Origin of the sequence: Micromonospora sp. KC213 (assembly GCF_004348325.1) — a bacterium.
In the GTDB taxonomy this organism is placed as follows: Bacteria; Actinomycetota; Actinomycetes; order Mycobacteriales; family Micromonosporaceae; genus Micromonospora.
Genome location: NZ_SMKF01000093.1, coordinates 1 through 23,026 on the forward strand (window position 1 = coordinate 1; position 23,026 = coordinate 23,026).

General features: G+C 72.2%; 19 protein-coding genes. 13 read left to right on the top strand and 6 right to left on the bottom strand.

The window, feature by feature from the left end:
• Positions 1 to 102 precede the first annotated feature (102 nt).
• The gene (locus E1166_RS18875) at positions 103 to 1,416 is read right to left on the bottom strand and encodes an extracellular solute-binding protein (RefSeq protein ID WP_132340615.1); all 1,314 of its coding nucleotides are present in this window, start codon (positions 1,414 to 1,416) and stop codon (positions 103 to 105) included.
• A gap of 218 nt (positions 1,417 to 1,634) precedes the next feature.
• Between E1166_RS18875 and galT the strand changes: the two genes are divergently transcribed.
• Positions 1,635 to 5,066 (top strand): galactose-1-phosphate uridylyltransferase, encoded by a 3,432-nt coding sequence (gene galT, locus E1166_RS32735; RefSeq protein WP_347813031.1) that lies wholly within the window; start codon positions 1,635 to 1,637, stop codon positions 5,064 to 5,066.
• Between the two features lie 165 nt (positions 5,067 to 5,231).
• Positions 5,232 to 6,608: an FAD-dependent monooxygenase gene (locus E1166_RS18885; protein ID WP_132340617.1), complete on the top strand. Its 1,377-nt coding sequence runs from the start codon at positions 5,232 to 5,234 to the stop codon at positions 6,606 to 6,608.
• 16 nt (positions 6,609 to 6,624) lie between these two features.
• Here E1166_RS18885 and E1166_RS18890 read toward each other — a convergent pair whose 3' ends face one another.
• The gene (locus E1166_RS18890; RefSeq protein WP_132340619.1) at positions 6,625 to 7,647 is read right to left on the bottom strand and encodes a LacI family DNA-binding transcriptional regulator; all 1,023 of its coding nucleotides are present in this window, start codon (positions 7,645 to 7,647) and stop codon (positions 6,625 to 6,627) included.
• Between the two features lie 259 nt (positions 7,648 to 7,906).
• Here E1166_RS18890 and E1166_RS18895 point away from each other — a divergent pair, with 259 nt between their 5' ends.
• The 11 genes from E1166_RS18895 (at position 7,907) to E1166_RS18945 (ending at position 20,643) form a co-directional block, all read left to right on the top strand.
• On the top strand, positions 7,907 to 9,430 hold the full coding sequence (locus E1166_RS18895; RefSeq protein ID WP_132340621.1) for a sugar ABC transporter ATP-binding protein: 1,524 nt from the start codon (positions 7,907 to 7,909) through the stop codon (positions 9,428 to 9,430).
• Positions 9,427 to 10,488 carry an ABC transporter permease gene (locus E1166_RS18900; protein WP_132340623.1) on the top strand — a complete coding sequence of 354 codons (1,062 nt, stop codon included), beginning with the start codon at positions 9,427 to 9,429 and terminating at the stop codon, positions 10,486 to 10,488. The genes E1166_RS18895 and E1166_RS18900 overlap by 4 nt, the downstream gene beginning before the upstream one ends.
• Positions 10,478 to 11,530 (top strand): ABC transporter permease, encoded by a 1,053-nt coding sequence (locus tag E1166_RS18905; RefSeq protein ID WP_132340625.1) that lies wholly within the window; start codon positions 10,478 to 10,480, stop codon positions 11,528 to 11,530. The genes E1166_RS18900 and E1166_RS18905 overlap by 11 nt, the downstream gene beginning before the upstream one ends.
• A gap of 37 nt (positions 11,531 to 11,567) precedes the next feature.
• Complete coding sequence (gene rhaS, locus E1166_RS18910; protein WP_132340627.1) at positions 11,568 to 12,635, top strand: rhamnose ABC transporter substrate-binding protein; 1,068 nt, start codon at positions 11,568 to 11,570, stop codon at positions 12,633 to 12,635.
• A gap of 61 nt (positions 12,636 to 12,696) precedes the next feature.
• Positions 12,697 to 13,050, top strand: coding sequence for an L-rhamnose mutarotase (locus E1166_RS18915; RefSeq protein ID WP_132340629.1), 354 nt, complete (start codon positions 12,697 to 12,699; stop codon positions 13,048 to 13,050).
• Positions 13,047 to 14,228 carry an L-rhamnose isomerase gene (gene rhaI / locus E1166_RS18920; RefSeq protein WP_132340631.1) on the top strand — a complete coding sequence of 394 codons (1,182 nt, stop codon included), beginning with the start codon at positions 13,047 to 13,049 and terminating at the stop codon, positions 14,226 to 14,228. The genes E1166_RS18915 and rhaI overlap by 4 nt, the downstream gene beginning before the upstream one ends.
• A gap of 33 nt (positions 14,229 to 14,261) precedes the next feature.
• A complete protein-coding gene (locus E1166_RS18925; RefSeq protein ID WP_132340633.1) occupies positions 14,262 to 16,295 on the top strand; it encodes a bifunctional aldolase/short-chain dehydrogenase in 2,034 nt (677 codons plus the stop codon).
• A 67-nt stretch (positions 16,296 to 16,362) separates the two neighbouring features.
• A complete protein-coding gene (locus E1166_RS18930; RefSeq protein ID WP_132340635.1) occupies positions 16,363 to 17,799 on the top strand; it encodes a rhamnulokinase family protein in 1,437 nt (478 codons plus the stop codon).
• Entirely contained in the window at positions 17,799 to 18,572 is a 774-nt protein-coding gene (locus E1166_RS18935; protein WP_132340637.1) for a (Fe-S)-binding protein, read from the top strand. Before E1166_RS18930 ends, E1166_RS18935 begins: the two co-directional genes overlap by 1 nt.
• Positions 18,569 to 19,999 carry a lactate utilization protein B gene (locus E1166_RS18940; protein WP_132340639.1) on the top strand — a complete coding sequence of 477 codons (1,431 nt, stop codon included), beginning with the start codon at positions 18,569 to 18,571 and terminating at the stop codon, positions 19,997 to 19,999. The genes E1166_RS18935 and E1166_RS18940 overlap by 4 nt, the downstream gene beginning before the upstream one ends.
• Positions 19,996 to 20,643 carry an LUD domain-containing protein gene (locus E1166_RS18945; RefSeq protein ID WP_243710428.1) on the top strand — a complete coding sequence of 216 codons (648 nt, stop codon included), beginning with the start codon at positions 19,996 to 19,998 and terminating at the stop codon, positions 20,641 to 20,643. Before E1166_RS18940 ends, E1166_RS18945 begins: the two co-directional genes overlap by 4 nt.
• Before the next feature lie 726 nt (positions 20,644 to 21,369).
• Here E1166_RS18945 and E1166_RS18955 read toward each other — a convergent pair.
• The 4 genes from E1166_RS18955 to E1166_RS31045 all read right to left on the bottom strand — a co-directional run.
• Positions 21,370 to 21,981: an ATP/GTP-binding protein gene (locus E1166_RS18955; protein WP_132265664.1), complete on the bottom strand. Its 612-nt coding sequence runs from the start codon at positions 21,979 to 21,981 to the stop codon at positions 21,370 to 21,372.
• Positions 21,962 to 22,339 carry a DUF742 domain-containing protein gene (locus E1166_RS18960; protein ID WP_207914346.1) on the bottom strand — a complete coding sequence of 126 codons (378 nt, stop codon included), beginning with the start codon at positions 22,337 to 22,339 and terminating at the stop codon, positions 21,962 to 21,964. Before E1166_RS18960 ends, E1166_RS18955 begins: the two co-directional genes overlap by 20 nt.
• 2 nt (positions 22,340 to 22,341) lie before the next feature.
• Complete coding sequence (locus E1166_RS18965) at positions 22,342 to 22,755, bottom strand: roadblock/LC7 domain-containing protein (RefSeq protein WP_132265659.1); 414 nt, start codon at positions 22,753 to 22,755, stop codon at positions 22,342 to 22,344.
• A gap of 30 nt (positions 22,756 to 22,785) precedes the next feature.
• A partial coding sequence (locus E1166_RS31045) for a hypothetical protein (RefSeq protein WP_165944375.1) occupies positions 22,786 to 23,026 on the bottom strand: 241 nt, incomplete at its 5' end.

Here is a 23,026-nt window from a genome sequence, read left to right on the forward strand (position 1 = left end):
GGGGGAGAGCAGGGTCATCGCCGGGCCCTTTCCTGACAGCGGGTGAACCCCGGGTCGGCGGGGGCCGGGCGGACACCAGTCGGCTTCCCGCCCGGCCGACGCTCATCCGGTGACGGTGAAGCCGACGTTCCTCATGTCGTCGACCGTGGTCTTCTGCATGGTGCTCAGCGCCGCGGTGAACGCGGCGGCGTTCCTGGACTCCGCGGCCTTGGCAAAGGCGTCGCTGTAGGCGCTGTAGGTCACGTTCACGTTCGGGCCGTAGGTGAACGGGTTCGCGATCTTCGACGCTTCCTCGGCGATCTGGTAGAAGTCGGGTTGGTTCGCGAAGAACGCCGGCGGCGAGGTGAGCGCCGTGCTGGTCGCCTCCTTGGCCGACGGGTAGACGTTCACGTCGGAGACCAGCAGCTTGAGGGCGGCCGGGTCGCTGTTGAGCCAGGCGATGAACTTCGCGGCCTGCTTCTTGTGCTTGCTCTGCGTGGTCACGCTGGTGGCCGAGCCGCCCCAGTTGCCGGTGGCCGGTTTGGCCGCGTCCCACTGCGGCAGCGGGGCGACCTTCCACTTGCCCACGGTGTCCTTGGCGTTGCCCTCCAGCACGCCCGGGCCCCAGACCGCGCTGACCCAGCCGACCTGGGTGCCGTCGTTGAGCGCGGCGTTCCACTCCGGGGTGTACATCGGCTTGTTGTCGATGACGCCCTCCTGGACCAGCCCGCCCCAGTAGCCGGCCACCTTCCGGGTGGCCTCGTCGTCGATGGCGACGGTCCAGGACTGGCCGTTCACCCCCCACCAGGAGGCCCCGGCCTGCTGCGCGAGTCCGGCGAACCAGCCCGGGTCGGTGGCCGAGAAGGTGCCGAGGTACTGCTTGGGATTCGCCCTGCGGATCCTGCGGGCGGCTTCGGCGTACTCGTCCCACGTCTTCGGCGGGGTGATCTTGAGCCTGTCGAAGACGTCGGCGCGGTAGTAGAAGAGCAGCGGGCCAGAGTCCTGCGGGACCCCGTAGACGGCCTCGGAGCCGAGGGTCACGCCGTTCCACGCGGACTCTGGGAACGTGTCCTTGAGGGAACCGACCTCCTTGGCGATGTCGGCGATGGCGTCGGCGGAGACCAGCGTGGGGATCTTCTGGTACTCGGCCTGCATGATGTCGGGTGCGCCGCTGCCCGCCTTGATGGCGGTGAGCAGCTTGGTGACCGCCTGGTCGCCGCCGTCCTGCTTGTTGACGGTGACCTGGATGTCGGGGTTGGCCGCGTTCCACGCCGCGGCCACCTTGTCCATGTTCGGCGCCCAGCTCCAGTAGGTGAGTTCGACCGTGCCGCCGGTCGTGCCGCCGCTCGGGTCGTCGTCCGATCCGCTGCAACCGGCAGCCGACACCATGACCAGCGCCGTGACTGTCGCCACGAACGGTGCGAATTTTCTGTTCATTGGTCCTCCTTGATCGGCGTGACCGGTGCGGGGACTGGCTGGGGGCACACGACCGCCCGGGTGGACTGGCGCCGGAACGGAACCTGTAACCGGTTACAGTGATGTGGCCGTGCCGGCGTGTCAAGACCTTGTTCTTCCCTGGGACGGTGCCGGTATCTTGAGCCATCCAGGGCGTCCGCGACCTGTGACCGATTACAGTCGACGTACCCGGAGGGCTGATGACCACCGATTTGTTGCCGTGGCCCGCGCCGCTCTCCGTGCGTCACCGACCCTGGGCGGCGCCGCTGCGTCGACCCCGGATGAGCAACGACGAGGACGCCCGCCCCGGGCTGTCGCTGACCAGCCGATACCTCACCCGCGACGGCGCCCCCGTCATCCCGGTCTCCGGCGAGCTGCACTACAGCCGCGTCCCCCGGCACCGCTGGGCCGAGCGCCTGCGGCAGATGCGCGCGGGTGGCATCACCGTGGTCGCCACCTACGTCATCTGGATCCACCACGTCGAACGCCGCGACACCCCACGCTTCGACGGCGACCTCGACGTCGCCGCCTTCGTCGACCTGTGTGCCGAGACCGGCCTCGACGTGGTCCTGCGCATCGGTCCCTGGTGCCACGGCGAGGTCCGTAACGGGGGCTTCCCCGACTGGGTGCAGCGGGCCCCGGTACGGCACCGCACCGACGACCCCGAATACCTGGAGCTGGTCCGGGAATGGTGGGGCCAACTCGCCGCCGCCCTGGCCAATCGCTGCTCCCCGGCGGGCACGGTGCTCGGCATCCAGTTGGAGAACGAACTGTACGACCAGCCGAAGCACCTGGTCACCCTCAAACGACTGGCCCGCGAGGCCGGTCTGTCCGCGCCACTGTGGACAGCTACCGCCTGGGGCGGCGCGGACCTGCCCGAGGGCGAGGTGCTGCCCCTGTACGGCGGCTACGGTGACGGCTTCTGGGTGGACGCCGACGCCCCCTGGGACCCGACCTTCCGGGACCACTACTTCTTCTCCCATGTCTGGGACGACCCCGGCATCGGTGCCGACGTACGCCGCGCCCGGGACGGCGGTCCGGAGCAGGCGCCGCCCCGCCACCCCTCGCCACTGTTCCCGCCCGCGACCTGCGAGTTGGGCGGCGGCATGGCCACCGCCTACCACCGGCGGCCGCGTCCCACCGCACTCGACGTCGCCGCCATCGCCCACTGCAAGATCGGCAACGGCTCGGCCTGGCAGGGCTACTACATGTACGCCGGCGGCACCAACCCGCCCGGCGACGCCGGGACGCAGGAGTCGCACGCCACGCGCTACCCCAACGACATGCCCCGCCTGGGGTACGACTTTCACGCCCCGATCGGCGAGGCCGGCACCCTGGCCCCCAGCCACGCCGAGCTCCGGCGCCAGCACGCCTTCCTGGCCGCCTTCGGGCCACGCCTGGCCGAGATGCCCTCCAGCCTGCCAGCCGTGCGGCCGTCCGGCGTGACGGACGACCGTACGCTGCGCTGGGCGCTGCGCAGCGACGGCCGCAGCGGCTTCCTCTTCGTCGCCTGGCACCAGCCGCACTGCCCGCTGTCCGCCTACCGCGGTGCCCGCTTCCGGATCACCCTCGACGACGCCGAGATCGTGCTGCCGTCGCGCCCGGTGGACATCCCCGTCGGTACGCTGGCCCGCTGGCCGGTCAACCTCACCGCGGGCGGCGTGCGCCTGGCCTGGGCCACCGCCTCGGTGCTGACCCTCCTGCCCGGCGCGGTACCGACCCTGGTGCTGGTGGCCGAGGCGGGCATCGACCCCGAGTTGGCCGTCGACGGCGGCGCCCGGGTCCGGCAGGTCACGCCCGGCTTGGCCCCGATCCGACTCACCACCGACACGGGCGAGATGGACGTGCTGGTCCTGCCGGCCGAGACCGCCGACGCGATCTGGGTCTGCGAGGACGGTGGACGGCGGCTGCTGCTCAGCGACGACGAACTGCGGTGGGGGCCGGACGGCCGGGTCACGGTCGCATCGACCGGAGTGCCCCGGGTACGCGCGTACGACCCGCACCGGGGGGCCTTCACCGAGTTGGTCTTCCCGCCGGGGCCGGTGCCGCCCGCAGTGGACGCCGCCGTGGAACTCCGGCGCCCGGCGGCCGTCACGATCCCGGTCACGTACGGCAGCCACGACGGCCGCGAGTCGGCACCGACGCCCGAGGTCTTCGACGAACTCGCCGCCGGCTACCGGCTCGGCCTGCCGGACTGGGCGACCGACCCGGCACACGACGCGCTGCTGGAGATCGACTGGGTCGGCGACGTCGGAGTGCTGCGGGTCGACGGGCGTGCCGTCACCGACCGGTTCTGGGACGGCTCCCGCTGGATCGTCAACCTCCGCGACATCGGCTACCGCGACGGTAGCGAGGTCACCCTGCACCTGCTTCCGCTCGCGGCGGACGCACCGGTCTGGTTGCCGCCGGCCGCCCGCGACCGCCTGGCCGGTGCCGGCCCCCGGTTGCTCACCGTCGACCGGGTGCGCGTCGTCGCGCGCCGTACCGTCACCGAACCCGAGCGGGTGCACCGGGTCCGCAGGACGGTGCGGCGGATGGCCGACGGCCGGGAGATCATCTACTTCGACGACACCGAGCCGTACCTCTGCGGCGGCAAGGAGCGTACGGCGGTCGACACCCGGACGCTGCCGCCCGCCGACGAGGTGGTGCGGGGCGCCTCCCAGACCCGGTACGACCCATTGACCGGCGAGTGGATCGCCATGGCGGCCCACCGCAACAACCGCACCTTCCTGCCCGCCGCCGACCAGGATCCGCTGGCGCCGACGGTCCCGGGCGGCTTTCCCACCGAGGTGGCCGAGCCCACGTACGACGTGGTGGTCTTCGAGAACCGGTTCCCGTCCTTCTCGCCCCGCGTCGGCGGCGACCCGGGGCTGGTGGACGACGACCCGCTCTGGCCGGTACGCCCCGCCAACGGCCGTACCGAGGTGGTCTGCTTCTCGGCCGAACCGGAGGGCTCGTTCGGGTCGCTGAGCCCACACCGGGCCCGCACCGTGATCGAGGCGTGGGCGGACCGGACCGAGCAGTTGGGCCGGCTGCCCGGCGTCGCGCACGTCTTCGTCTTCGAGAACCGGGGTCGGGAGATCGGCGTGACGTTGCCGCACCCGCACGGGCAGATCTACGCGTTCCCGTTCGTGCCGCCGAAGGTGGCCCGGATGCTCGAGATGGCCGCCCGCCACCGGGATGCCACCGGCGGGGCGCTCTTCCGGGATGTGCTCGACGCCGAGCGCCGCGCCGGCACCCGGGTGGTGGTGGCCTCCGCGCACTGGACCGCGTACGTGCCGGCGGCCGCCCGCTGGCCGGTCGAGGTGCACCTGGCGCCGCACCGGGACGTGTGCGACCTGCCCGAACTGACCGGGTCGGAACGCGACGACCTGGCCCGGATCTACCTGGACGTGCTGGGCCGGCTGGACCGGTACTACCCGGGGCCGGACCCGCTGCCGTACATCGCCGCCGTGCACCAGGCACCCACCCACACCGGGCGTGACCTGTTCCGCCTGCACCTGCAGGTGTTCTCGATCATGCGGGCGCCGGGACGGCTGAAGTACCTGGCCGGGGTCGAGTCGGCGATGGGCGCCTGGATCAGCGACACCACACCCGAGCGCATCGCGGCCCGGTTGCGCGAGGTGGGCTGACGTGGCAGCCGCGCCGGTCGGTCCGGCACAGTCAGGCGCCGGCCGGTCGGCGTGCGACCATCGTCGCGCGGCCGGCCGGCCGACCGGTCCCGTCCCGCAGGCCCGCGCGGGTACCGGTCGACGGCGGGCCGGCGCAGCCCCTTCCTCGTACCTTTGGAGAGCAGGATGCCCCTCTCGCCGGCTCGGGTCTTCGCCACGTTGAACGCGGCGCGACCGCCCGACCAGGCGTCCCCGGTGATGGGCAAGGCCGTCGTGCTCGGCGGCAGCGTCGCCGGGCTGCTGGCTGCCCGGGTGCTGTCCGATTACGCCGAGCACGTCGTCGTCATCGACCGCGACGACCTGGCGGTCCCTGGCGGGCGGCCCGGCGTTCCACAGGGCACGCAGCTGCACGCGCTGCTACCCGGCGGCCTGATCCAGTTCGAGCAGCTCTTCCCCGGGTTCCGGAAGCAGGCCCTGGCCCAGGGGGCGGTCGAGGCGCCCCCCGAGGCCCGGCGGAGCTACCTGGACGGCCGGCTCAAGGTCGTCGTGCCCGACGACGCCGACAGCCTCTCGGGCAGCCGCCCCCTGCTGGAAGGGCTGATCCGCCAGCAGGTGCGGCGACTGTCCAACGTCACGACCGTCACCGCCCGCGCCACCGGCCTGGTGTTCGGCGGCGCCGGGGTCACCGGAGTGCGCTGCGACGTCGACGGGGCGCCGCGGACCGAGCAGGCCGCATTCGTGGTGGACGCCATGGGGCGATCGAGCCGGCTGTCCGAGTGGCTGGAGCAGGGCGGTTGGGACCGGCCCGCCACCCGGCGGATGACCGTGCACCTCAACTACGCGACAGCCGTGTTCCGACGCGACGAGCCACACCCGACGTTTCCGATCGTCCTGGCGCTGCACAGTCCCGGTAGGCCGGCGGACGTGGCCGGAGCGGCGTTCTTCGCCATCGAGAATGGCCGGTGGATGGCCATGATGGCCGGTTACCAGGACAGTCGCCCGGGGCGAACCGCCGACGACTTCGTCCGCCGGCTACGTGAGCAGTTCCCGCCCGAGTTCGGCGAGGTCGCCGACAACGAGATGCTCGGCGACGTCCAGACCTACCGCCACGCCGACAGCCGGCGCCGCGACTTCCACGCGCTGCGGCGGTTTCCGGCCCGGCTGGTCAGCGTCGGCGACGCGGTGGCGTCCTTCAACCCGGTGTACGGGCAGGGGATGACGGCGGCCGCCCTGCACGCGGCCTGCCTGTCGCTGTACCTGCGGTCCCGCCCGGACCTGGACGTGCCCGCCCGCCGCTTCCTCGACCTGCAGAAGGTCGTGGTCGAGGCCGCCTGGTCGACCTCGACCTCGGCGGACCTGGCGCTGCCGCACGTCGACGGCCCTTATCCGCGCGGTTACCGGTTGTCCAGCTGGATCAGCCGGCAGATCCTCACCGCCACCGTCACGGACGTGCGGGTGGCGCGGCGGTTCAACGAGGTCGTCTCCATGCGGGAACACCCGAGTTCGCTGGCCACACCCGGGGTGATCCTGGCTGCGCTGCGCGCCAACCGGCGGCACGGGTGACCGGGCGGCGTGGCGGTCAGCGCCGGGGGCGATCGCTGGAGTGACGCACGACGAGCTGCGGTTGGAACACGACGTGCCGGTGACGGTGCGTCGCACCGCCCTCGGCCTCCTCCATCAGCAGCTGGGCCGCCGTACGCCCCAGCTGCTCGCGCGGCTGGCGCACCGACGACAGCGGGACCGCCGCCGCCCCGGCGAACTCGATGTCGTCGTAGCCGACGATCGCGATGTCGTCGGGCACCCGCAGCCCGCGCGTGGTCAGCTCCTGAAGCACGCCGAGCGCGATCAGGTCGTTGGCGCAGAACACGGCGGTCGGGCGCTGCCGCAGGGGCAGGCTGACGAGTTCGGCGGCGGCCCGCCGGCCGGCGGACACCGTCAGCGTGTCGGTGGCGGCCACCCGCAGCTCGCCGGGTTCGCCGTACGCCGCCAGTGCCGCCGCCGCGCCGGCGTGCCGGTCGGCAACCTGAGGGATCGAGAAGGGCCCGCCGAGGTACGCGATGCGGCGGTGGCCCTGCGCCAGGAGGTGGTCCATGGCGAGCCGGCCGCCCAGCACGTCGTCCACCGCGACTGAACAGCAGCTCGCGCCGCCGGACCCGCGGTCGACCAGGACGACCGGGATGCCCCGGCTGTTCAGGCGCTGCAGGTGGGGCTGGCTGCCGAGGCCGACCGGGGTGATGAGGACCCCGCGTACCCGCTGCTCCTCCAGCAGCTCCAGGTGTCGGCGTTCCCGGGCCCGGTCCTCGCCGCTGCTGCAGACCACGAGCATGGCGCCGGCCTCCTCGACCACCTGCTCCGCGCCCCGGACCACGTCAGTGAAGAAGGGGTTGGCCACGTCGAGCACGACGATGGCGATGGTGCGGCTGCGCCCGGCGCGCAACTGCCGGGCGGAGTCGTTGCGGACGTAGCCCAGCTCGGCGATGGCGTCGAGGACCCGCTGCCGGGTGGCGGGAGCGACCCGGTTGGGTCGGTTGAGCACGTTGCTCACGGTGCCCAGGGACACGCCGGCGTGCCGCGCCACCTCCTTGATGCTTGCGGCTGCCATGGCTCCCTCGACGCGCTGTGCTGGTGTACGACAATGCCGGCCCGCCCGTGGTCGGGGAGTCCAAACTACCTGAAATGTTTCACCGTAGGTTTCGGAGGGCGGCCGGAAGGCTCATCGAGAGGTGTCTCCATCTGGGCCGTTGCGCTGTCTCGGTCGGTGAGAAAGCCCAGCAGGAACTTCCGCGACACTCTTGACGCTCTGCGGGTGAGCCCCTAGCGTCCTAGCGCAAGCTGCATGAAACGATTCAGAAGGGGGTCGAATGAGCCCCGACGCAGGCACGATCACCTCACCCCCGCTCCTCGTGCTCGACGACATCGCGAAGTCGTTCGGCGCCGTCGCCGCGCTGCGGGGGGTGCACCTCGAACTTCATCCGGGCGAGGCGCACGCCCTGGTCGGTGAGAACGGCGCGGGCAAGTCGACCCTCGTCAAGATCCTCGCCGGCGCCCATGCGCCGGACTCGGGCCGGATCACCCTGGACGGCGAGCCGCTCCTGCTGCGGGGCCCCGCCGACGCCCGGGCCGCCGGGATCGCCGTCATCTACCAGGAGCCGACGCTGTTTCCGGACCTCACGGTCGCGGAGAACATCTTCATGGGCCGGCAACCCCTGCGGAGCCTGCGTCGGGTCGACATCCGGGAGATGAACCGCGCCGCCGAGCAGTTGTTCGCCCGCCTCGGCGTCCGGATCGACCCCGCCCGTCCGGCGCGCGGGCTGTCCATCGCCGACCAGCAGCTCGTCGAGATCGCCAAGGCGATCTCCTTCGACGCCCGTGTCCTGGTGATGGACGAACCGACGGCGGCGCTCTCCGGCGTGGAGGTCGAACGGCTCTTCGGCGTCGCCCGCTCGCTCTGCGCGCGTGGCGCGGCGGTGCTGTTCATCTCGCACCGCTTCGACGAGGTGTTCGACCTGTGCCAGCGACTCACCGTACTGCGCGACGGAGCCTGGGTCTCCAGCGACCCGACGGCCGACCTCACCGTTGGCGAGGTCGTGCGCCGCATGGTCGGCCGGGACGTCGACTCGCTGTTTCCGAAGCAGGACACCGTGCGGCGCGACACCCTGCTGGAGGTACGCGGGCTCAGCCGTGCCGGCGTCTTCTCCGACGTGTCCTTCCACGTCCGGGGCGGGGAGATCGTGGCCCTCGCCGGGTTGGTCGGGGCCGGGCGCAGCGAGGTGGCCCGGGCCATCTTCGGCATCGACCCTTACGACACCGGCGAGGTCCGGGTGGCCGGCAGGGTCCTGCCGGCGGGCAGCGCCGCCAAGGCGATCGGGGCCGGCCTGGCGCTCGTACCCGAGGACCGGCGTCAACAGGGCCTGGTCATGGAGCTGTCGGTCGAACGCAACGCCACCCTGGTTCGCCGTGGGGCGCTGGCCCGGCTGGGCCTGCTGTTCGGTGGCGCGGAGCGGGCCGAGGCGCGGCAGTGGACCCGCCGGTTGCGGGTGAAGACCTCCCGGCTCACCGCCGCGGTGGGCACGCTGTCCGGCGGCAACCAGCAGAAGGTCGTCCTGGCCAAGTGGCTCGCCACCCGTCCCCGGGTCCTCATCGTCGACGAGCCCACCCGCGGCATCGACGTCGGTACCAAGTCCGAGGTCCACCGGCTGCTCTCGGAGCTGGCCGGGGAGGGAATGGGCATTCTCATGATCAGCAGTGAGCTGCCGGAGGTGCTCGGCATGGCCGACCGGGTCCTTGTCATGCACGAGGGTCGGCTGGTCCGCGAGCTGTCCCGCGACGAGGCCGACGAGACGTCCGTCATGTTCGCCGCGACCGGTCAGGGAGCGACCGCATGAGCCGCACCGACACCAGCGTCGCCGACCGGCCCACCGGCGTCCCGTCGCCGGCCGCGAGCCGCTCCGGCCGCGGCCTCACCGAGCGGCTGCTCGCCGTCCGGGAGTTGAGCCTGCTGCTCGCGCTGGGCGCGCTGATCCTGGTCACCACGCTGTACAACGACCGTTTCCTCGGCAGCCAGAGCATCAAGGACCTGCTGCTGGGCTGCGCGATCCTGGTGATCCTGGCGGCCGGGCAGACCCTGGTCATCGTCACCCGCAACGTCGACCTGTCCGTCGGGTCGATCCTGGGGTTGGTCGCCTTCGCCACCGGCGAGCTGTTCCTCGCCGCGCCCGGCACGCCGTGGCCGGTCGCGCTCGTGACCGGCGTCGTGCTCGGTGCGGTGTGCGGGGCCGTGAACGGCGGCCTCATCGCCGTGGCCAAGGTCCCCGCGCTGGTCATCACCCTGGGCACCCTCTACGCCTTCCGTGGCGTCGACTACTACTGGGCGGCCGGTCAGCAGATCAACGCCGCCGACATGCCCCGGTCGTTCCTGCGCCTGGGTAACCAGACGCTGTTCGGCGTGCCCGTCCTGTTCCTGGTCGCGCTGGTCGTCGTCGCGGTCGCCGGTTTCTACCTGCGGTCCTACCGCAGCGGCCGGGAGCTGTACGCCATCGGCTCCGAGCCGGCGGCCGCCCGGTTGTCCGGCATCCCGGTCGGCCGGCGGGTGTTCGCCGTCTTCGTCGCCAGCGGAGCACTCGCCGGTCTCGCCGGGGTGCTGTACGCGGCCCGGTTCGGCACGCTCGACGCGGCTGCCGGTACCGGCCTGGAGCTCCAGGTCGTCGCCGCCGCGGTGGTCGGTGGGGTGGCCATCTTCGGCGGCAGCGGCAGCGTCTACGGCGCGGCGCTCGGCGCCGTCCTGCTGACCACGATCGGCAGCTCGCTGGCGGTCCTGCGCATCGATCCGTTCTGGCAGCAGGCCGTGGTCGGCGCGCTCATCCTCGCCGCCATCGGTCTGGACCGGGTCCTGGCCATCCGCACGGCGGCCCGGCTCCGAGGGAGGAGCGCACATGTCGCATGACACCCTGACTCCGGCACCGCCGGTCGCCGGTCGCCAGTCGGGCCGCCTGGCCGGCTTCGGCACGGCGCTCGGGTCCTGGGACGCGGCGATCGTCGCCGGGCTGGTCGCCGCCGTGCTGGTGGCCAGCGCTGCGGTGCCGAACTTCGCCACCGGCCGCAACGCCCAGTTCCTCCTGCTGGACCTGGTGCCGCTGGCTCTGCTCGCGCTGCCGATGACGCTGATCATCGTCACCGGTGAGATCGACCTGTCAGTGGCCAGCATGGTCGGCCTGTGCAGCTCCCTGATGGGCCAGTTGTGGCTGTCCAGCGGACTGTCGCTGGAGCTGATCTGCGTCCTGGTGGTGCTGCTGGGCGCCCTGCTCGGCGCGGTCAACGGCGTGTTCGTCACCGGCTTCGGCCTGCCGTCGCTGGCGGTGACCATCGGCACGCTCGCCCTGTACCGAGGGCTGTCGTTCGTGGTCCTCGGCGACCAGGCGGTGGCGGACTTCCCGGCCGACTGGACCGCCGCCGTGGTGCGGCCGATCCCCGGCACGTCCATCCCCGTCATGGTCGTCCCGGTGCTCCTGCTGGCGCTGGTGTTCGGCGTCGTCCTGCACGCCACGCCGGCGGGACGGGCACTGTACGCCATGGGCAACAACAGCGAGGCCGCCACCTTCGCCGGGGTGTCGGTGGCCCGGACGAAGTTCTGGCTGTTCGTGGCCTCCGGTGCGGTCTGCGGGCTGGCCGGCCTCTTCTGGACCCTCCGCTACGCCAGCGCCCGCGGGGACAATGCCACCGGCCTGGAGTTGACCGTGGTGACCGCCGTGCTGCTGGGCGGCGTGTCCATCTTCGGCGGCCGGGGTCGGCTGCTCGGCGTGGTGGCCGGCGTCCTGCTCCTCGGTGTCGTCCGCAACGCGCTGCAACTCGCCGACGTCGACGCCAACGCGCTGACGATCGTCACCGGCACCCTGCTCATCGCCTCCGTGGTCCTGCCCAACGCGGTCCGGGACATCCGCGCCCGGCTGCACCGACGACGGCAGCACACGCGGGTCACCGCGCCGTGACCGTCTCCCTCCCCCCACCTCCCCCGGAAGGACGTCGATGAACTCCCTTTTCCGGCTCCGCCTCGGAGCCACCGCGCTCACCCTGACCGCACTCCTCCTCGGCACCGCGGCCTGTGGCGGCACCACCCGCGACAACGCCGGCGGCAGCCAGGCCAGCGGCGCCGCGAACCCGGATGCCCCGATCAAGGAAGGTCTCAAGATCGCCTTCCTGCCGAAGCAGGTGAACAACCCGTACTTCACCACCGCGGACAATGGCGGAAAGGAGGCGGTCACCGAGGTCAAGGGCGAGTTCAAGGAGGTCGGCCCCTCCGAGGCCAGCGCCTCGTCCCAGGTCAGCTACATCAACACCCTGTCCCAGCAGGGCATGGACGTCATTGTGACGTCGGCGAACGACCCGAACGCGATCTGTGGCGCGCTGAACCAGGCCAAGGCCGCCGGCGCGAAGATCGTGACCTTCGACTCGGACACCAAGCCGGAGTGCCGGCAGGTCTTCGTCAACCAGGTGACCGCCCAGGGCATCGCGGAGAACCAGGTCAAGCTCATCTCCGAGCAGATCGGCGGCGAGGGCGAGATCGCCATCCTGTCGGCGACCGCCAACGCCACCAACCAGAACGCGTGGATCGCGCTGATGAAGGAGGAGTTGAAGAAGCCGGAGTACGGCAAGGTCAAGTTGGTCACGGTCGCCTACGGCAACGACGACGACCAGAAGTCCTTCCAGGAGATGCAGGGCCTGCTGCAGGCGTACCCGAACCTGAAGGGGGTCATCTCCCCGACCACGGTCGGTGTCGCCGCCGCCGCCCGCTACCTCAGCGGCTCGCAGTACAAGGGCAAGGTCAAGCTGACCGGCCTGGGCACCCCCAACCAGATGCGCGAGTACGTCAAGGACGGCACCGTCGACGCGTTCGCCCTGTGGAACCCGGCCGACCTCGGCTACCTCGCCGCGTACGCCGGGGCGGCCCTCGCCTCCGGCCAGATCAGCGGCGCCGAGGGCGACAGGTTCACCGCCGGCAGGCTCGGTGAGTTCACCGTCGGCAAGGACGGGGTGGTCGTCCTCGGCCCGCCCACGGTGTTCGACAAGAGCAACATCGACAAGTTTAATTTCTGAGCATCCCCCGGTCGGTGCCGCCGTCGTGGCCGGCACCGACCGGGCCGTCGATGGGAGAGCCATGCCCCGCATCTGCTTCACCCTCCAGGTCGACCCGGCCCGGCTGGACGAGTACCGCGCCCGTCACGAGCGGGTCTGGCCGGAGATGCTCGCTGCCTTGGCCGAGAGCGGGTGGCGCGACTATTCGCTGTTCCTCCGCGAGGACGGCCTGCTCGTGGGGGTGCTGACCACAGACGACTTCGCGGCGGCCCAGGCAGCGATGCAGGACCGCGACGTCAACGCCCGCTGGCAGGCGGAGATGGCGCCCTTCTTCCTCAATCTCGACGACGAGACCGCCGACCGGGCCATGCGACCGCTGGACGAGGTCTTCAACCTCGACGCGCAGCTCGCCGCCCAGAAGGGAGAGCAGGCATGACGCAGCTCGAGACGCCGACCCGGGAGCGGGTGAAGCAGACCCTGCGCGCGCAGCGCATCGAGACGCCCTCGTGGGCGTACGCGAACTCCGGCACCCGGTTCAAGGTCTTCCCGCAGGAAGGTGTGCCGCGCAACCCGTACGAGAAGATCGCCGACGCGGGCGTGGTGCACCGCCTCACCGGCGTGGCGCCGACGGTGGCCCTGCACATCCCGTGGGACCGCGTCGACGACTACGCCGACCTGGCGAGCCACGCCGCCGACCAGGGCGTCGCCCTCGGCGCGATTAACTCCAACGTCTTCCAGGACAACGACTACAGGCTGGGCAGCGTCACCAACCCCGACCCGGGGGTGCGCCGCAAGGCGATCGACCACCTGCTCGAGTGCGTGGACATCATGGACGCCACCGGCTCGCGCGACCTCAAGCTGTGGTTCTCCGACGGCACCAACTACCCTGGCCAGGACGACTTCCGCAACCGGCAGGACCGGCTCGCCGCCGCCCTGCGGGAGACCTACGACCGCCTCGGCGACGACCAGCGGATGCTGCTGGAGTACAAACTGTTCGAGCCGGCCTTCTACACCACCGACGTGCCCGACTGGGGCACCGCGTACGCGCACTGCCTGGAACTCGGGCCGAAGGCGCAGGTGGTCATCGACACCGGGCACCACGCCCCCGGCACGAACATCGAGTTCATCGTGGCGTTCCTGCTGCGGGCCGGAAAGCTGGGGGCCTTCGACTTCAACTCCCGCTTCTACGCCGACGACGACCTGATGGTCGGTGCCGCGGACCCGTTCCAACTGTTCCGCATCATGTACGAGATCGTCCGCGGCGACGCCCTGCGCCCGGAGGCCGGCATCGCGTTCATGCTCGACCAGTGCCACAACATCGAGCCGAAGATTCCCGCGATCATCCGCTCGGTGCTCAACGTCCAGGAGGCCACCGCCAAGGCGCTGCTGGTCGACGCCGACGCGCTCGCCGCCGCCCAGCAGGCCGGTGACGTGCTCGGCGCCAACGCGGTGCTGATGGACGCGTACCACACCGACGTGCGGCCGCTGCTCGCCGAGCTCCGCGCCGACCTGGGCCTGGACCCCGACCCGATGGCCGCCTACACCCGCTCCGGCTACTTCGAGAAGATCCGCGCCGAACGCGTCGGCGGCCAGCAGGCCGGCTGGGGCGCCTGAGCACACCGATAACGCAGACAGGGGACATGAACCATGCACTCCGAGGTTCAGGCGCTCGTCGCCCGTAGCAACCGGCTCGGCGCCGACCCGACCACGACCAACTACGCCGGCGGCAACACCTCGGCCAAGGGCGAGACCATTGACCCGGTGACCGGTGGCCCGGTCGAGCTGCTGTGGGTCAAGGGCTCCGGCGGCGACCTCGGCACCCTCACCGAGGCGGGTCTGGCGGTGCTCCGGCTCGACCGGCTGCGCGCCCTGGTCGACGTCTACCCGGGTGTCGACCGGGAGGACGAGATGGTTGCCGCCTTCGACTACTGCCTGCACGGGCGGGGCGGGGCGGCGCCGTCGATCGACACGGCCATGCACGGACTGGTCGACGCCCCGCACGTCGACCACCTGCACCCCGACGCCGGCATCGCCATCGCCACCGCCGCCGACGGACCCGAGCTGACCAAGGAGATCTTCGGCGACCGGGTGCTCTGGGTGCCGTGGCGGCGGCCCGGCTTCCAGCTCGGCCTCGACATCGCCGCCGTGGCGCGGGCCAACCCGCAGGCGATCGGCGTCATCCTCGGTGGACACGGCATCACCGCGTGGGGGGCGACCAGCGAGGAGTGCGAACGCCACTCGCAGGAGATCATCCGTACCGCGCAGGCGTACCTCGACGAGCGCGGCCGGGCGGAGCCGTTCGGCGCGGTGGTCGAAGGCTACGAGCCGCTGCCGCCGGCCGGGCGGCGGGCCCGGGCCGCGGCGCTGGCACCCCTGCTGCGCGGGCTGGCCTGCACCGACCGCCCGCAGGTCGGGCACTTCACCGACAGCGACGTGGTACTCGACTTCGTCGCCCGCGAGCGGCACCCCGCGCTCGCGGCGCTCGGCACCTCCTGCCCGGACCACTTCCTGCGGACCAAGGTCCGTCCGATGGTGCTCGACCTGCCGCCGACCGCGCCGCTGGCCGACACCGTCGCCCGGCTCAGGGAGCTGCACGCCGCCTACCGGGACGACTACCGCGCCTACTACCAGCGCCACGCCGGTCCGGACAGCCCGCCGATGCGCGGCGCCGACCCGGCGATCGTGCTCATCCCCGGCGTCGGCATGTTCAGCTACGGGGCCAACAAGCAGACCGCCCGGGTCGCCGGGGAGTTCTACCTCAACGCGATCAACGTGATGCGTGGTGCGGAATCGGTGTCGCGGTACGCGCCCATCGACGAGGCGGAGAAGTTCCGCATCGAGTACTGGGCGCTGGAGGAGGCCAAACTCGCCCGGATGCCCAAGCCGAAGCCGCTGGCCACCCGGATCGCTCTGGTCACCGGGGCCGGGTCCGGCATCGGCCGGGCGATCGCGCACCGGCTCGCCGCCGAAGGCGCCTGCGTGGTCATCGCCGACCGGGACGTCGCCGCCGCCGAGCGGGTCGCCGGTGAGCTGGGCGGCGACGACGTCGCGGTGGCCGTACCGGTCGACGTCACCGACGCCGAGGCGGTGGCCGCCGCGGTCCGCGCGGCGGTGCTCGCCTACGGCGGGCTCGACCTCGTCGTCAACAACGCCGGACTGTCGCTGTCCAGGTCGCTGCTGGAGACCACCGAGGCGGACTGGGACATCCAGCACGACGTGATGGCCAAGGGTTCCTTCCTGGTGTCGCGGGAGGCCGCCCGGGTCCTCATCGAGCAGGGGATGGGCGGGGACATCGTCTACATCTCCAGCAAGAACTCCCTGTTCGCCGGCCCGAACAACGTCGCGTACGGCGCGGCCAAGGCCGACCAGGCCCACCAGGTCCGGCTGCTCGCCGCGGAGCTGGGCGGGCACGGCATCCGGGTCAACGGCGTGAACCCCGACGGGGTGGTGCGCGGCTCCGGCATCTTCGCCGGTGGCTGGGGTGCGCAACGGGCCGCCGTCTACGGCGTGCCGGAGGAGAAGCTGGGCGAGTTCTACGCCCAGCGCACCCTGCTCAAGCGGGAGGTGCTGCCCGAGCACGTCGCCAACGCGGTCTTCGTGCTCACCGGCGGCGAGCTGTCCCACACCACCGGCCTGCACATCCCGGTGGACGCGGGGGTCGCCGCGGCCTTCCTCCGCTGACCGGCGCCGCGGCGGAACCAGCCATGACAGACAGGGGCAGTTCGATGAGTGACCGGCACGGTACGCGGTGAGCGGCTCGGTCACGGTCGCCGCCGTCGACCTGGGGGCGTCCAGCGGCCGGGTGATGGTCGGGCACGTCGACGGTGACCGGATGGAGTTGGCCGAGGCGCACCGCTTCACCAACGAGCCGGTCCGGGTCGGCGACACCCTGCACTGGGACATCCTGCGCCTGTGGCACGGCGTGCAGACCGGCCTGCGGGCCGCCGGTCCGGTGGCCAGCGTCGGCGTCGACTCCTGGGCCGTCGACTACGGGCTGCTCGACAGCGCCGGGGCGCTGCTCGGCAACCCGGTGCACTACCGCGACGCGCGTACCGACGGGATGGCCGACCAGGTGGCGCGGCAACTCGGCCCGGAACGGCTCTACGCCACCACCGGGCTGCAACAGCTGCCGTTCAATACCCTCTACCAGTTGGTCGCGGCGGCCGGTACGCCGCAACTGGCCGCCGCCGACCGGCTGCTGCTCATCCCGGACCTGATCACGTACTGGCTCACCGGGCGGATCGGCGCCGAGCGCACCAACGCCTCCACCACCCAGCTGTACGACCTGCGGCGGCGGGCCTGGGCCACCGAACTGATGGCCGACGCGGGCATCCCGGCCGACCTGTTCCCGCCACTGCACGACCCGGGCACCCGGGTCGGCCCGGTCCGACCCGACCTGGGCCTGCCCGGCGCGCCCGAGGTGGTGGCGGTCGGCTCCCACGACACCGCGTCCGCCGTCGCCGGTGTGCCGGCGGCGGGGGAGCGGTTCGCCTACATCTCCTGCGGCACCTGGTCCCTGGTCGGGGTCGAACTGGACGCTCCGGTGCTCACCGAGGCGAGCCGGCGGGCCAACTTCACCAACGAGTCCGGCGTCGACGGCACCATCCGCTACCTGCGCAACGTGATGGGTCTGTGGCCGCTGCAGGAGTCGCTGCGTGCCTGGGGCACCACCGACCTGCCCGAGCTGGTGCGGCAGGCCGCCGGGGAACCGGCCCTGCGCTGCGTCGTCGACCTGGACGACCCGGTGTTCCTGCCCCCCGGCGACATGCCGGCCCGCATCGCCGACGCCTGTGGGCGCGCCGGCGAGCCGGTGCCCGACAGCCGGGCCGCCACCGTACGATGCGTCATCGACAGCCTGGCGCTGGCCCACCGGCGGGCGGTGCGCCAGGCCCAGCAGCTCTCCGGCCGGGACGTCGAGGCCGTGCACGTCGTCGGCGGCGGCGCCCGCAACGAGTTGCTCTGCCAGTTGACGGCCGACGCCTGCGGACTACCGGTGATCGCCGGGCCGGTCGAGGCCACCGCGCTCGGTAACATCCTGGTACAGGCCCGCGCCGCCGGTGTGGTCGGCGGTGACCTGGCGGCCCTGCGGTCCCTGCTGCGCGAGACCCAGCGCCTCGTCCGGTACGAGCCGCGGGGCGACCAGCCGGCCTGGCAGGCCGCCGAACAGCGGATGGGTGGTGGATGATGCGGGTCGCGTTGTTCGTGACGTGCCTGGCCGACACCCTGTTCCCGCAGGCGGCGATCGCGACGGTACGGCTGCTGGAGCGCCTCGGTCACGAGGTCGTCTTCCCCGAGGGGCAGACCTGTTGCGGGCAGATGCACGTCAACACCGGCTATCCGGGTGACGCGCTGCGGCTGGTGCGCCGACACGTGCGGGTCTTCGCCCCGTACGACGTGGTGGTGGCCCCGTCCGGCTCCTGCGTGGGGTCGGTGCGCCACCAGCACGCCACGGTGGCCCGGGGTGCGGGGGACGAGCGGCTGGCGGGGCGGGCCGAGGACGTCGCCGCCCGCACGTACGAGCTGTCGGAGTTCCTGGTGGACGTGCTCGGGGTGACCGACGTGGGCGCGTACTACCCGCACCGGGTGACATACCACCCGACCTGCCACTCGCTGCGGATGCTGCGGGTGGGGGACCGGCCGCTGCGGCTGCTGCGCGCGGTGCGTGGGCTGGACCTGGTGGAGTTGCCGCAGGCGGAGCAGTGCTGCGGCTTCGGCGGCACGTTCGCGGTGAAGAACGCCGACACCTCCACCGCGATGCTCGCCGACAAGATGCGTCACGTGCTCGCCACCCGGGCCGACGTGTGCACCGCCGGGGACGCCTCCTGCCTGATGCACATCGGCGGCGGTCTGTCCCGGCTGCGCGCCGGGGTCCGGACGGTGCACCTGGCCGAGATCCTGGCCAGCACCGAAGCCGGCCCCGCCGACGCCCCGGCACCGACCACGGGAGGTACGAGATGACCCGGTCCTTCCTCGGCATGCCGGCCACCGCGCCGCCCGGTGTGGGGCACCTACGCGGCACCGAGCCGTTCCCCGCCGCCGCCCGGCGGGCGCTGTCGGACGCCCAGCTGCGCCGCAACCTCGGCCACGCCACCGCCACCATCCGGGGGCGGTCGGCGGCGGTGATCGGTGAGGTGCCGGACTGGCCGGGACTGCGGGCCGCGGGTCGGGCCATCAAGACCGACACCATGGCCCGACTGCCCGAGTTGCTGGAACAGCTGGAGGCGGCGGTGACCGCGGCCGGCGGCACGGTGCACTGGGCGGCTGACGCGGTGCAGGCAAACCGGATCGTCACCGACCTGGTCCGGGCCACCGGCGCGGACCGGGTGATGAAGGTCAAGTCGATGGTTACCCAGGAGATCGGCCTCAACGAGGCTCTGGAGGCCGCCGGGATCGAACCGGTCGAGACCGACCTCGCCGAGCTGATCGTGCAGCTCGGCGACGACCGGCCCAGCCATATCCTGGTGCCGGCGATCCACCGCAACCGCTCGGAGATCAGGGAGATCTTCCTGCGGGCGATGCCGGGCGTGGACCGGGCGCTCACCGACGAGCCGGCGGCCCTGGCCGCCGCCGCGCGGCGGCACCTGCGCCAGACGTTCCTGAGTACCCGGGTGGCCGTCTCCGGGGCGAACTTCGCCGTCGCCGAGACCGGCACCCTCGCGGTGGTCGAGTCGGAGGGCAACGGGCGGATGTGCCTCACCCTGCCGGAGACCCTGATCACCGTGATGGGCATCGAGAAAGTCATCCCCACCTGGCGGGACCTGGAGGTCTTTCTCCAGTTGCTGCCCCGGGCGTCCACCGGGGAGCGGATGAACCCCTACACCTCGATGTGGACCGGCGTCACCCCGGGCGACGGGCCGCAGGCGTTCCACCTGGTGCTGCTCGACAACGGGCGCAGCGCGGTGCTGGCCGACCCGGTCGGCCGGCAGGCGCTGCACTGCATCCGCTGCTCGGCCTGCCTGAACGTCTGCCCCGTGTACGAACGCACCGGCGGGCACGCGTACGGGTCGGTCTATCCGGGGCCGATCGGCGCGGTGCTCTCCCCGCAGCTCACCGGCGTGGCGGACAATGCCTCCCTGCCGTACGCGTCGTCGCTCTGCGGTGCCTGCTACGACGCCTGCCCGGTGATGATCGACATCCCGTCCATCCTGGTCCACCTGCGCGGCCAGGCGCCCCACCCGAGGGCCGAGGCGACGGCGATGGCCGCCGCCGCGTACACGATGGACCATCCGGCCCTGTACGCGGCCGCGCAGCGCGCCGTGCGGCTGGGCCGGCTCGCCGGCCGGCGGGGGCGCGGCCTGCCGCCGCCGCTGTCCGGCTGGACCGCCAGCCGCGACCTGCCGGAGCCGCCGCGGCAGACCTTCCGTCAGTGGTGGGCCGAGCGGTGAGCGCACGGGAGGTGATCCTCGGCCGCCTGCGGGCCGCCCTCGGCGGGCCGGTGCCGGCGCCGGCCGAGGTGGCGCGGGACTACCGTGGCCCCGGGTCGGCCGTCGTCGACCTCGACCTGTTCGTGGAGCGGCTCACCGACTACCGGGCCACCGTGCACCGGTGCGCCGACGCCGACGTCGCCGGCACCGTCGACGCGGTGCTCGGCGGTCGACGGGTCGTGGTGCCGCCCGGACTGCCCCGGCACTGGCTGCCCGACAGCGTCACCGCGGTACCGGACGACGACCTCGGCGTCGACGTGGTCGCCGCCGCCGACGGGGTGGTCACCGGGGCGGCGGTGGCGGTCGCCGAAACCGGCACCATCGTGCTCGACGCGGCTGCGGACCAGGGCCGCCGGCTCATCACCCTGCTGCCCGACGTGCACGTCTGCGTACTCCGCGCCGACCAGGTCGTCGCCACCGTGCCGGACGCCCTGGCCCGGGTCGGCCCGTACCGGCCTCTGACCTGGATCAGCGGACCCTCCGCCACCAGCGACATCGAACTCAGCCGGGTCGAGGGCGTCCACGGTCCCCGCAACCTGCATGTCGTCCTCGTTGCCGCCGAGTCGGGGACGCCGGTCGACCGGGAGCTTGAAGCCCAGGGCTAGGTGCGCGCGGAGGGCTGGCCGGGGTCGCCGAGGTGTTGACCGCGTCCTCGGGGCCGGGAAAGCCCAGAGGCGCGGCGGTCGCCGGATGGTTTGGTGCCGGTTGGTGGGTTCAGCGGGTGTCGCCGAGCGACTCCAGCAGGTCCCGAAGCAGACCGGCCAGGGCCGCGCGGTCGGTGGGGGCAGCGCGGCCAGCAGCCGGTGCTCGGTGGCGACGTGGTCGGGCAGGACCTGTTCGATGAGGGCCATGCCCTCGTTGCGACTGGACGCCGTGGGCGTGGTGGCCGCTCTCGGCGGGGCGGCGTGCATGGCCCTCGGCGTGGTGCTCAGCAAGAGGTGGCCGTCGCCGGCGCCGGTTCTGGCCACCACGAGCTGGCAGCTCGTCGCCGGTGGCCTGCTGCTGGCACCGGTCGCCCTCGTCCTCGAAGGAGCCCCACCCGCCACGATGACTCCCGCCAACCTCACGGGCTACGCGTACCTCGGCGTAGCCGGCGCGATGCTCGCCTACCCGCCGTGGTTCCGTGGCATCCGGGCCCTGTCCCCGACCGAGGTGACGTTTCTCGGCCTGCTCAGTCCTCTCGTCGCGACCGCGCTCGGCTGGCTGCTCGTCGACGAACGCCTCACCGCCGTGCAGGCCGTGGGCGGCCTGATCGTCCTCGGCGCCGTGCTGGTCGCACAGACGCGGCCCTCCCGCACGATGCCGGCGGGTTTGCTCCGGACGTGTCCAGCTCAGGAACCGGCGGGTTGCGGGTCGCCGGCCCGGCTACGCGACTTGCGGACGTGCTCGATCAGGGTGATGAGCACGTCCTTCGAGGACTCCCGCTGCCGGGCGTCGCACAGCATCACCGGCACGTCCGGGTCGATGCTCAGGGCCAGCTTCACCTCGTCGAGGCTGTACCGGCGGGCCTCGTCGAAGCAGTTCACCGCGACGATGAACGGCAGATGATGCCGCTCGAAGTAGTCCACCGACGGGAAACAATCGGCCAGTCGCCGGGTGTCGGCCAGCACGACCGCGCCGAGGGCGCCGTGGGCCAGCTCGTCCCAGACGAACCAGAACCTGTCCTGCCCGGGGGTGCCGAACAGATACAGCACCAGGTCCTCGCCGAAACTGATCCGACCGAAGTCCATCGCCACCGTGGTGGTCGACTTCGACTCGACGCCGGCGAGGTCGTCGACGCCGATGCCCTTCTCGGAGAGGATCTCCTCGGTGCGCAGCGGTGCCGTCTCACTGACGGAACCGACCAGGGTGGTCTTGCCGACGCCGAAGCCGCCGGCTATGAGGATCTTGGTAGCGGTCGGGAGGGCGGTGCCGCCCTCGCCCTCAGAGTGCCCGGATTCCATTGATCAGTGCCTCGAATACGCTGTCGTCGGGGAGGGTGGTGTGCGGCTTGGGCTCGATGACCTTGACGAGCCGCCGTGCCAGCAGATCGTCGAGGAGAACACGGATCGTTCCCAGAGGAAGACCGAGGTGGGCGGCGACCTCTGCCAGCGCCAGGGGGCGTTGGCAGAGGTTGACGATGGCGATGTGCTCCGGCCCGATCCCCACCTCCAACGCCGGCGCCGGCTGCGCGGCGACCACCTGCGAAATCACGTTGAAGCGGTTCTGCGCCGCCGCGCGGCCCCTGGTCATCGCGTAGGGCCGCACGACCGGTCCGGCCGCGTCGTCCACCCACAGTGGCTCCGAATCCGGCATGGCCACCCCTACCCTCCGATGGGCTGTGCGGACCGCGCCGGGGACTCCAGGAACTTGCCGACCCGGACCACCAGTGTGGCCATCTCGTAGGCGATCAGACCGACGTCGGCGTCCTCCGTGGCCAGGACCGCCAGGCACGCGCCGTGCCCCGCGGCGGTGACGAACAAGAACGCCGACTCCATCTCGATGATGCTCTGCCGTACGCTGCCGCCGCCGAACCGCTTGCCGGCGCCCTTCGCCAGGCTCTGGATCCCGGAGGCGATCGCCGCTAGGTGCTCCCCGTCGCCGTTGCTCAGCCCCGTGGAGGAGGCGACGAGCAGCCCGTCCACGGACAGGACGATCGCGTGCCGGGCCTGCTGCACCCGTCCGACCAGTTCGTCCAGCAACCAGGCCAGATCATTGGTCGATCTGTGCTGTACCACTTCCCGTTTCCTCTTTCTGGCAGTGTTGGATCAGGTTGCCGCCGACCCGTTCGGGTCGGGCTCGTCGAGGAGTCGCTCGGCCTCGGCGCGGCCGGCGCGCGTCCCGCTCTGGTACGAAGCCATCGTGCGGCGTACCTGCTCGGGTGACCGGGGCTCCTCCGCCGTGGGTTCGGGCTCGCCGGCGGGGCCGGCGCTGTCCTTCAGCTGCGGGGCGATGTGCGCCTGACGTACCCGTACCGGCAGGCCGCCGGGGGTGCGGGCGTCCTGGGCC

Bases quoted from the DNA above. Each gene is read 5' to 3' on its own strand.
- E1166_RS18925 (WP_132340633.1), top strand. From the start codon at position 14,262: ATGCACTCCGAGGTTCAGGCGCTCGTCGCCCGTAGCAACCGGCTCGGC.
- E1166_RS18955 (WP_132265664.1), bottom strand. From the start codon at position 21,981: ATGGAATCCGGGCACTCTGAGGGCGAGGGCGGCACCGCCCTCCCGACC.
- E1166_RS18905 (WP_132340625.1), top strand. From the start codon at position 10,478: ATGTCGCATGACACCCTGACTCCGGCACCGCCGGTCGCCGGTCGCCAG.
- E1166_RS18895 (WP_132340621.1), top strand. From the start codon at position 7,907: ATGAGCCCCGACGCAGGCACGATCACCTCACCCCCGCTCCTCGTGCTC.
- E1166_RS18890 (WP_132340619.1), bottom strand. From the start codon at position 7,647: ATGGCAGCCGCAAGCATCAAGGAGGTGGCGCGGCACGCCGGCGTGTCC.
- E1166_RS18935 (WP_132340637.1), top strand. From the start codon at position 17,799: ATGCGGGTCGCGTTGTTCGTGACGTGCCTGGCCGACACCCTGTTCCCG.
- E1166_RS18885 (WP_132340617.1), top strand. From the start codon at position 5,232: ATGCCCCTCTCGCCGGCTCGGGTCTTCGCCACGTTGAACGCGGCGCGA.
- E1166_RS18900 (WP_132340623.1), top strand. From the start codon at position 9,427: ATGAGCCGCACCGACACCAGCGTCGCCGACCGGCCCACCGGCGTCCCG.
- rhaI (WP_132340631.1), top strand. From the start codon at position 13,047: ATGACGCAGCTCGAGACGCCGACCCGGGAGCGGGTGAAGCAGACCCTG.
- galT (WP_347813031.1), top strand. From the start codon at position 1,635: ATGACCACCGATTTGTTGCCGTGGCCCGCGCCGCTCTCCGTGCGTCAC.
- E1166_RS18875 (WP_132340615.1), bottom strand. From the start codon at position 1,416: ATGAACAGAAAATTCGCACCGTTCGTGGCGACAGTCACGGCGCTGGTC.
- rhaS (WP_132340627.1), top strand. From the start codon at position 11,568: ATGAACTCCCTTTTCCGGCTCCGCCTCGGAGCCACCGCGCTCACCCTG.
- E1166_RS18915 (WP_132340629.1), top strand. From the start codon at position 12,697: ATGCCCCGCATCTGCTTCACCCTCCAGGTCGACCCGGCCCGGCTGGAC.
- E1166_RS18940 (WP_132340639.1), top strand. From the start codon at position 18,569: ATGACCCGGTCCTTCCTCGGCATGCCGGCCACCGCGCCGCCCGGTGTG.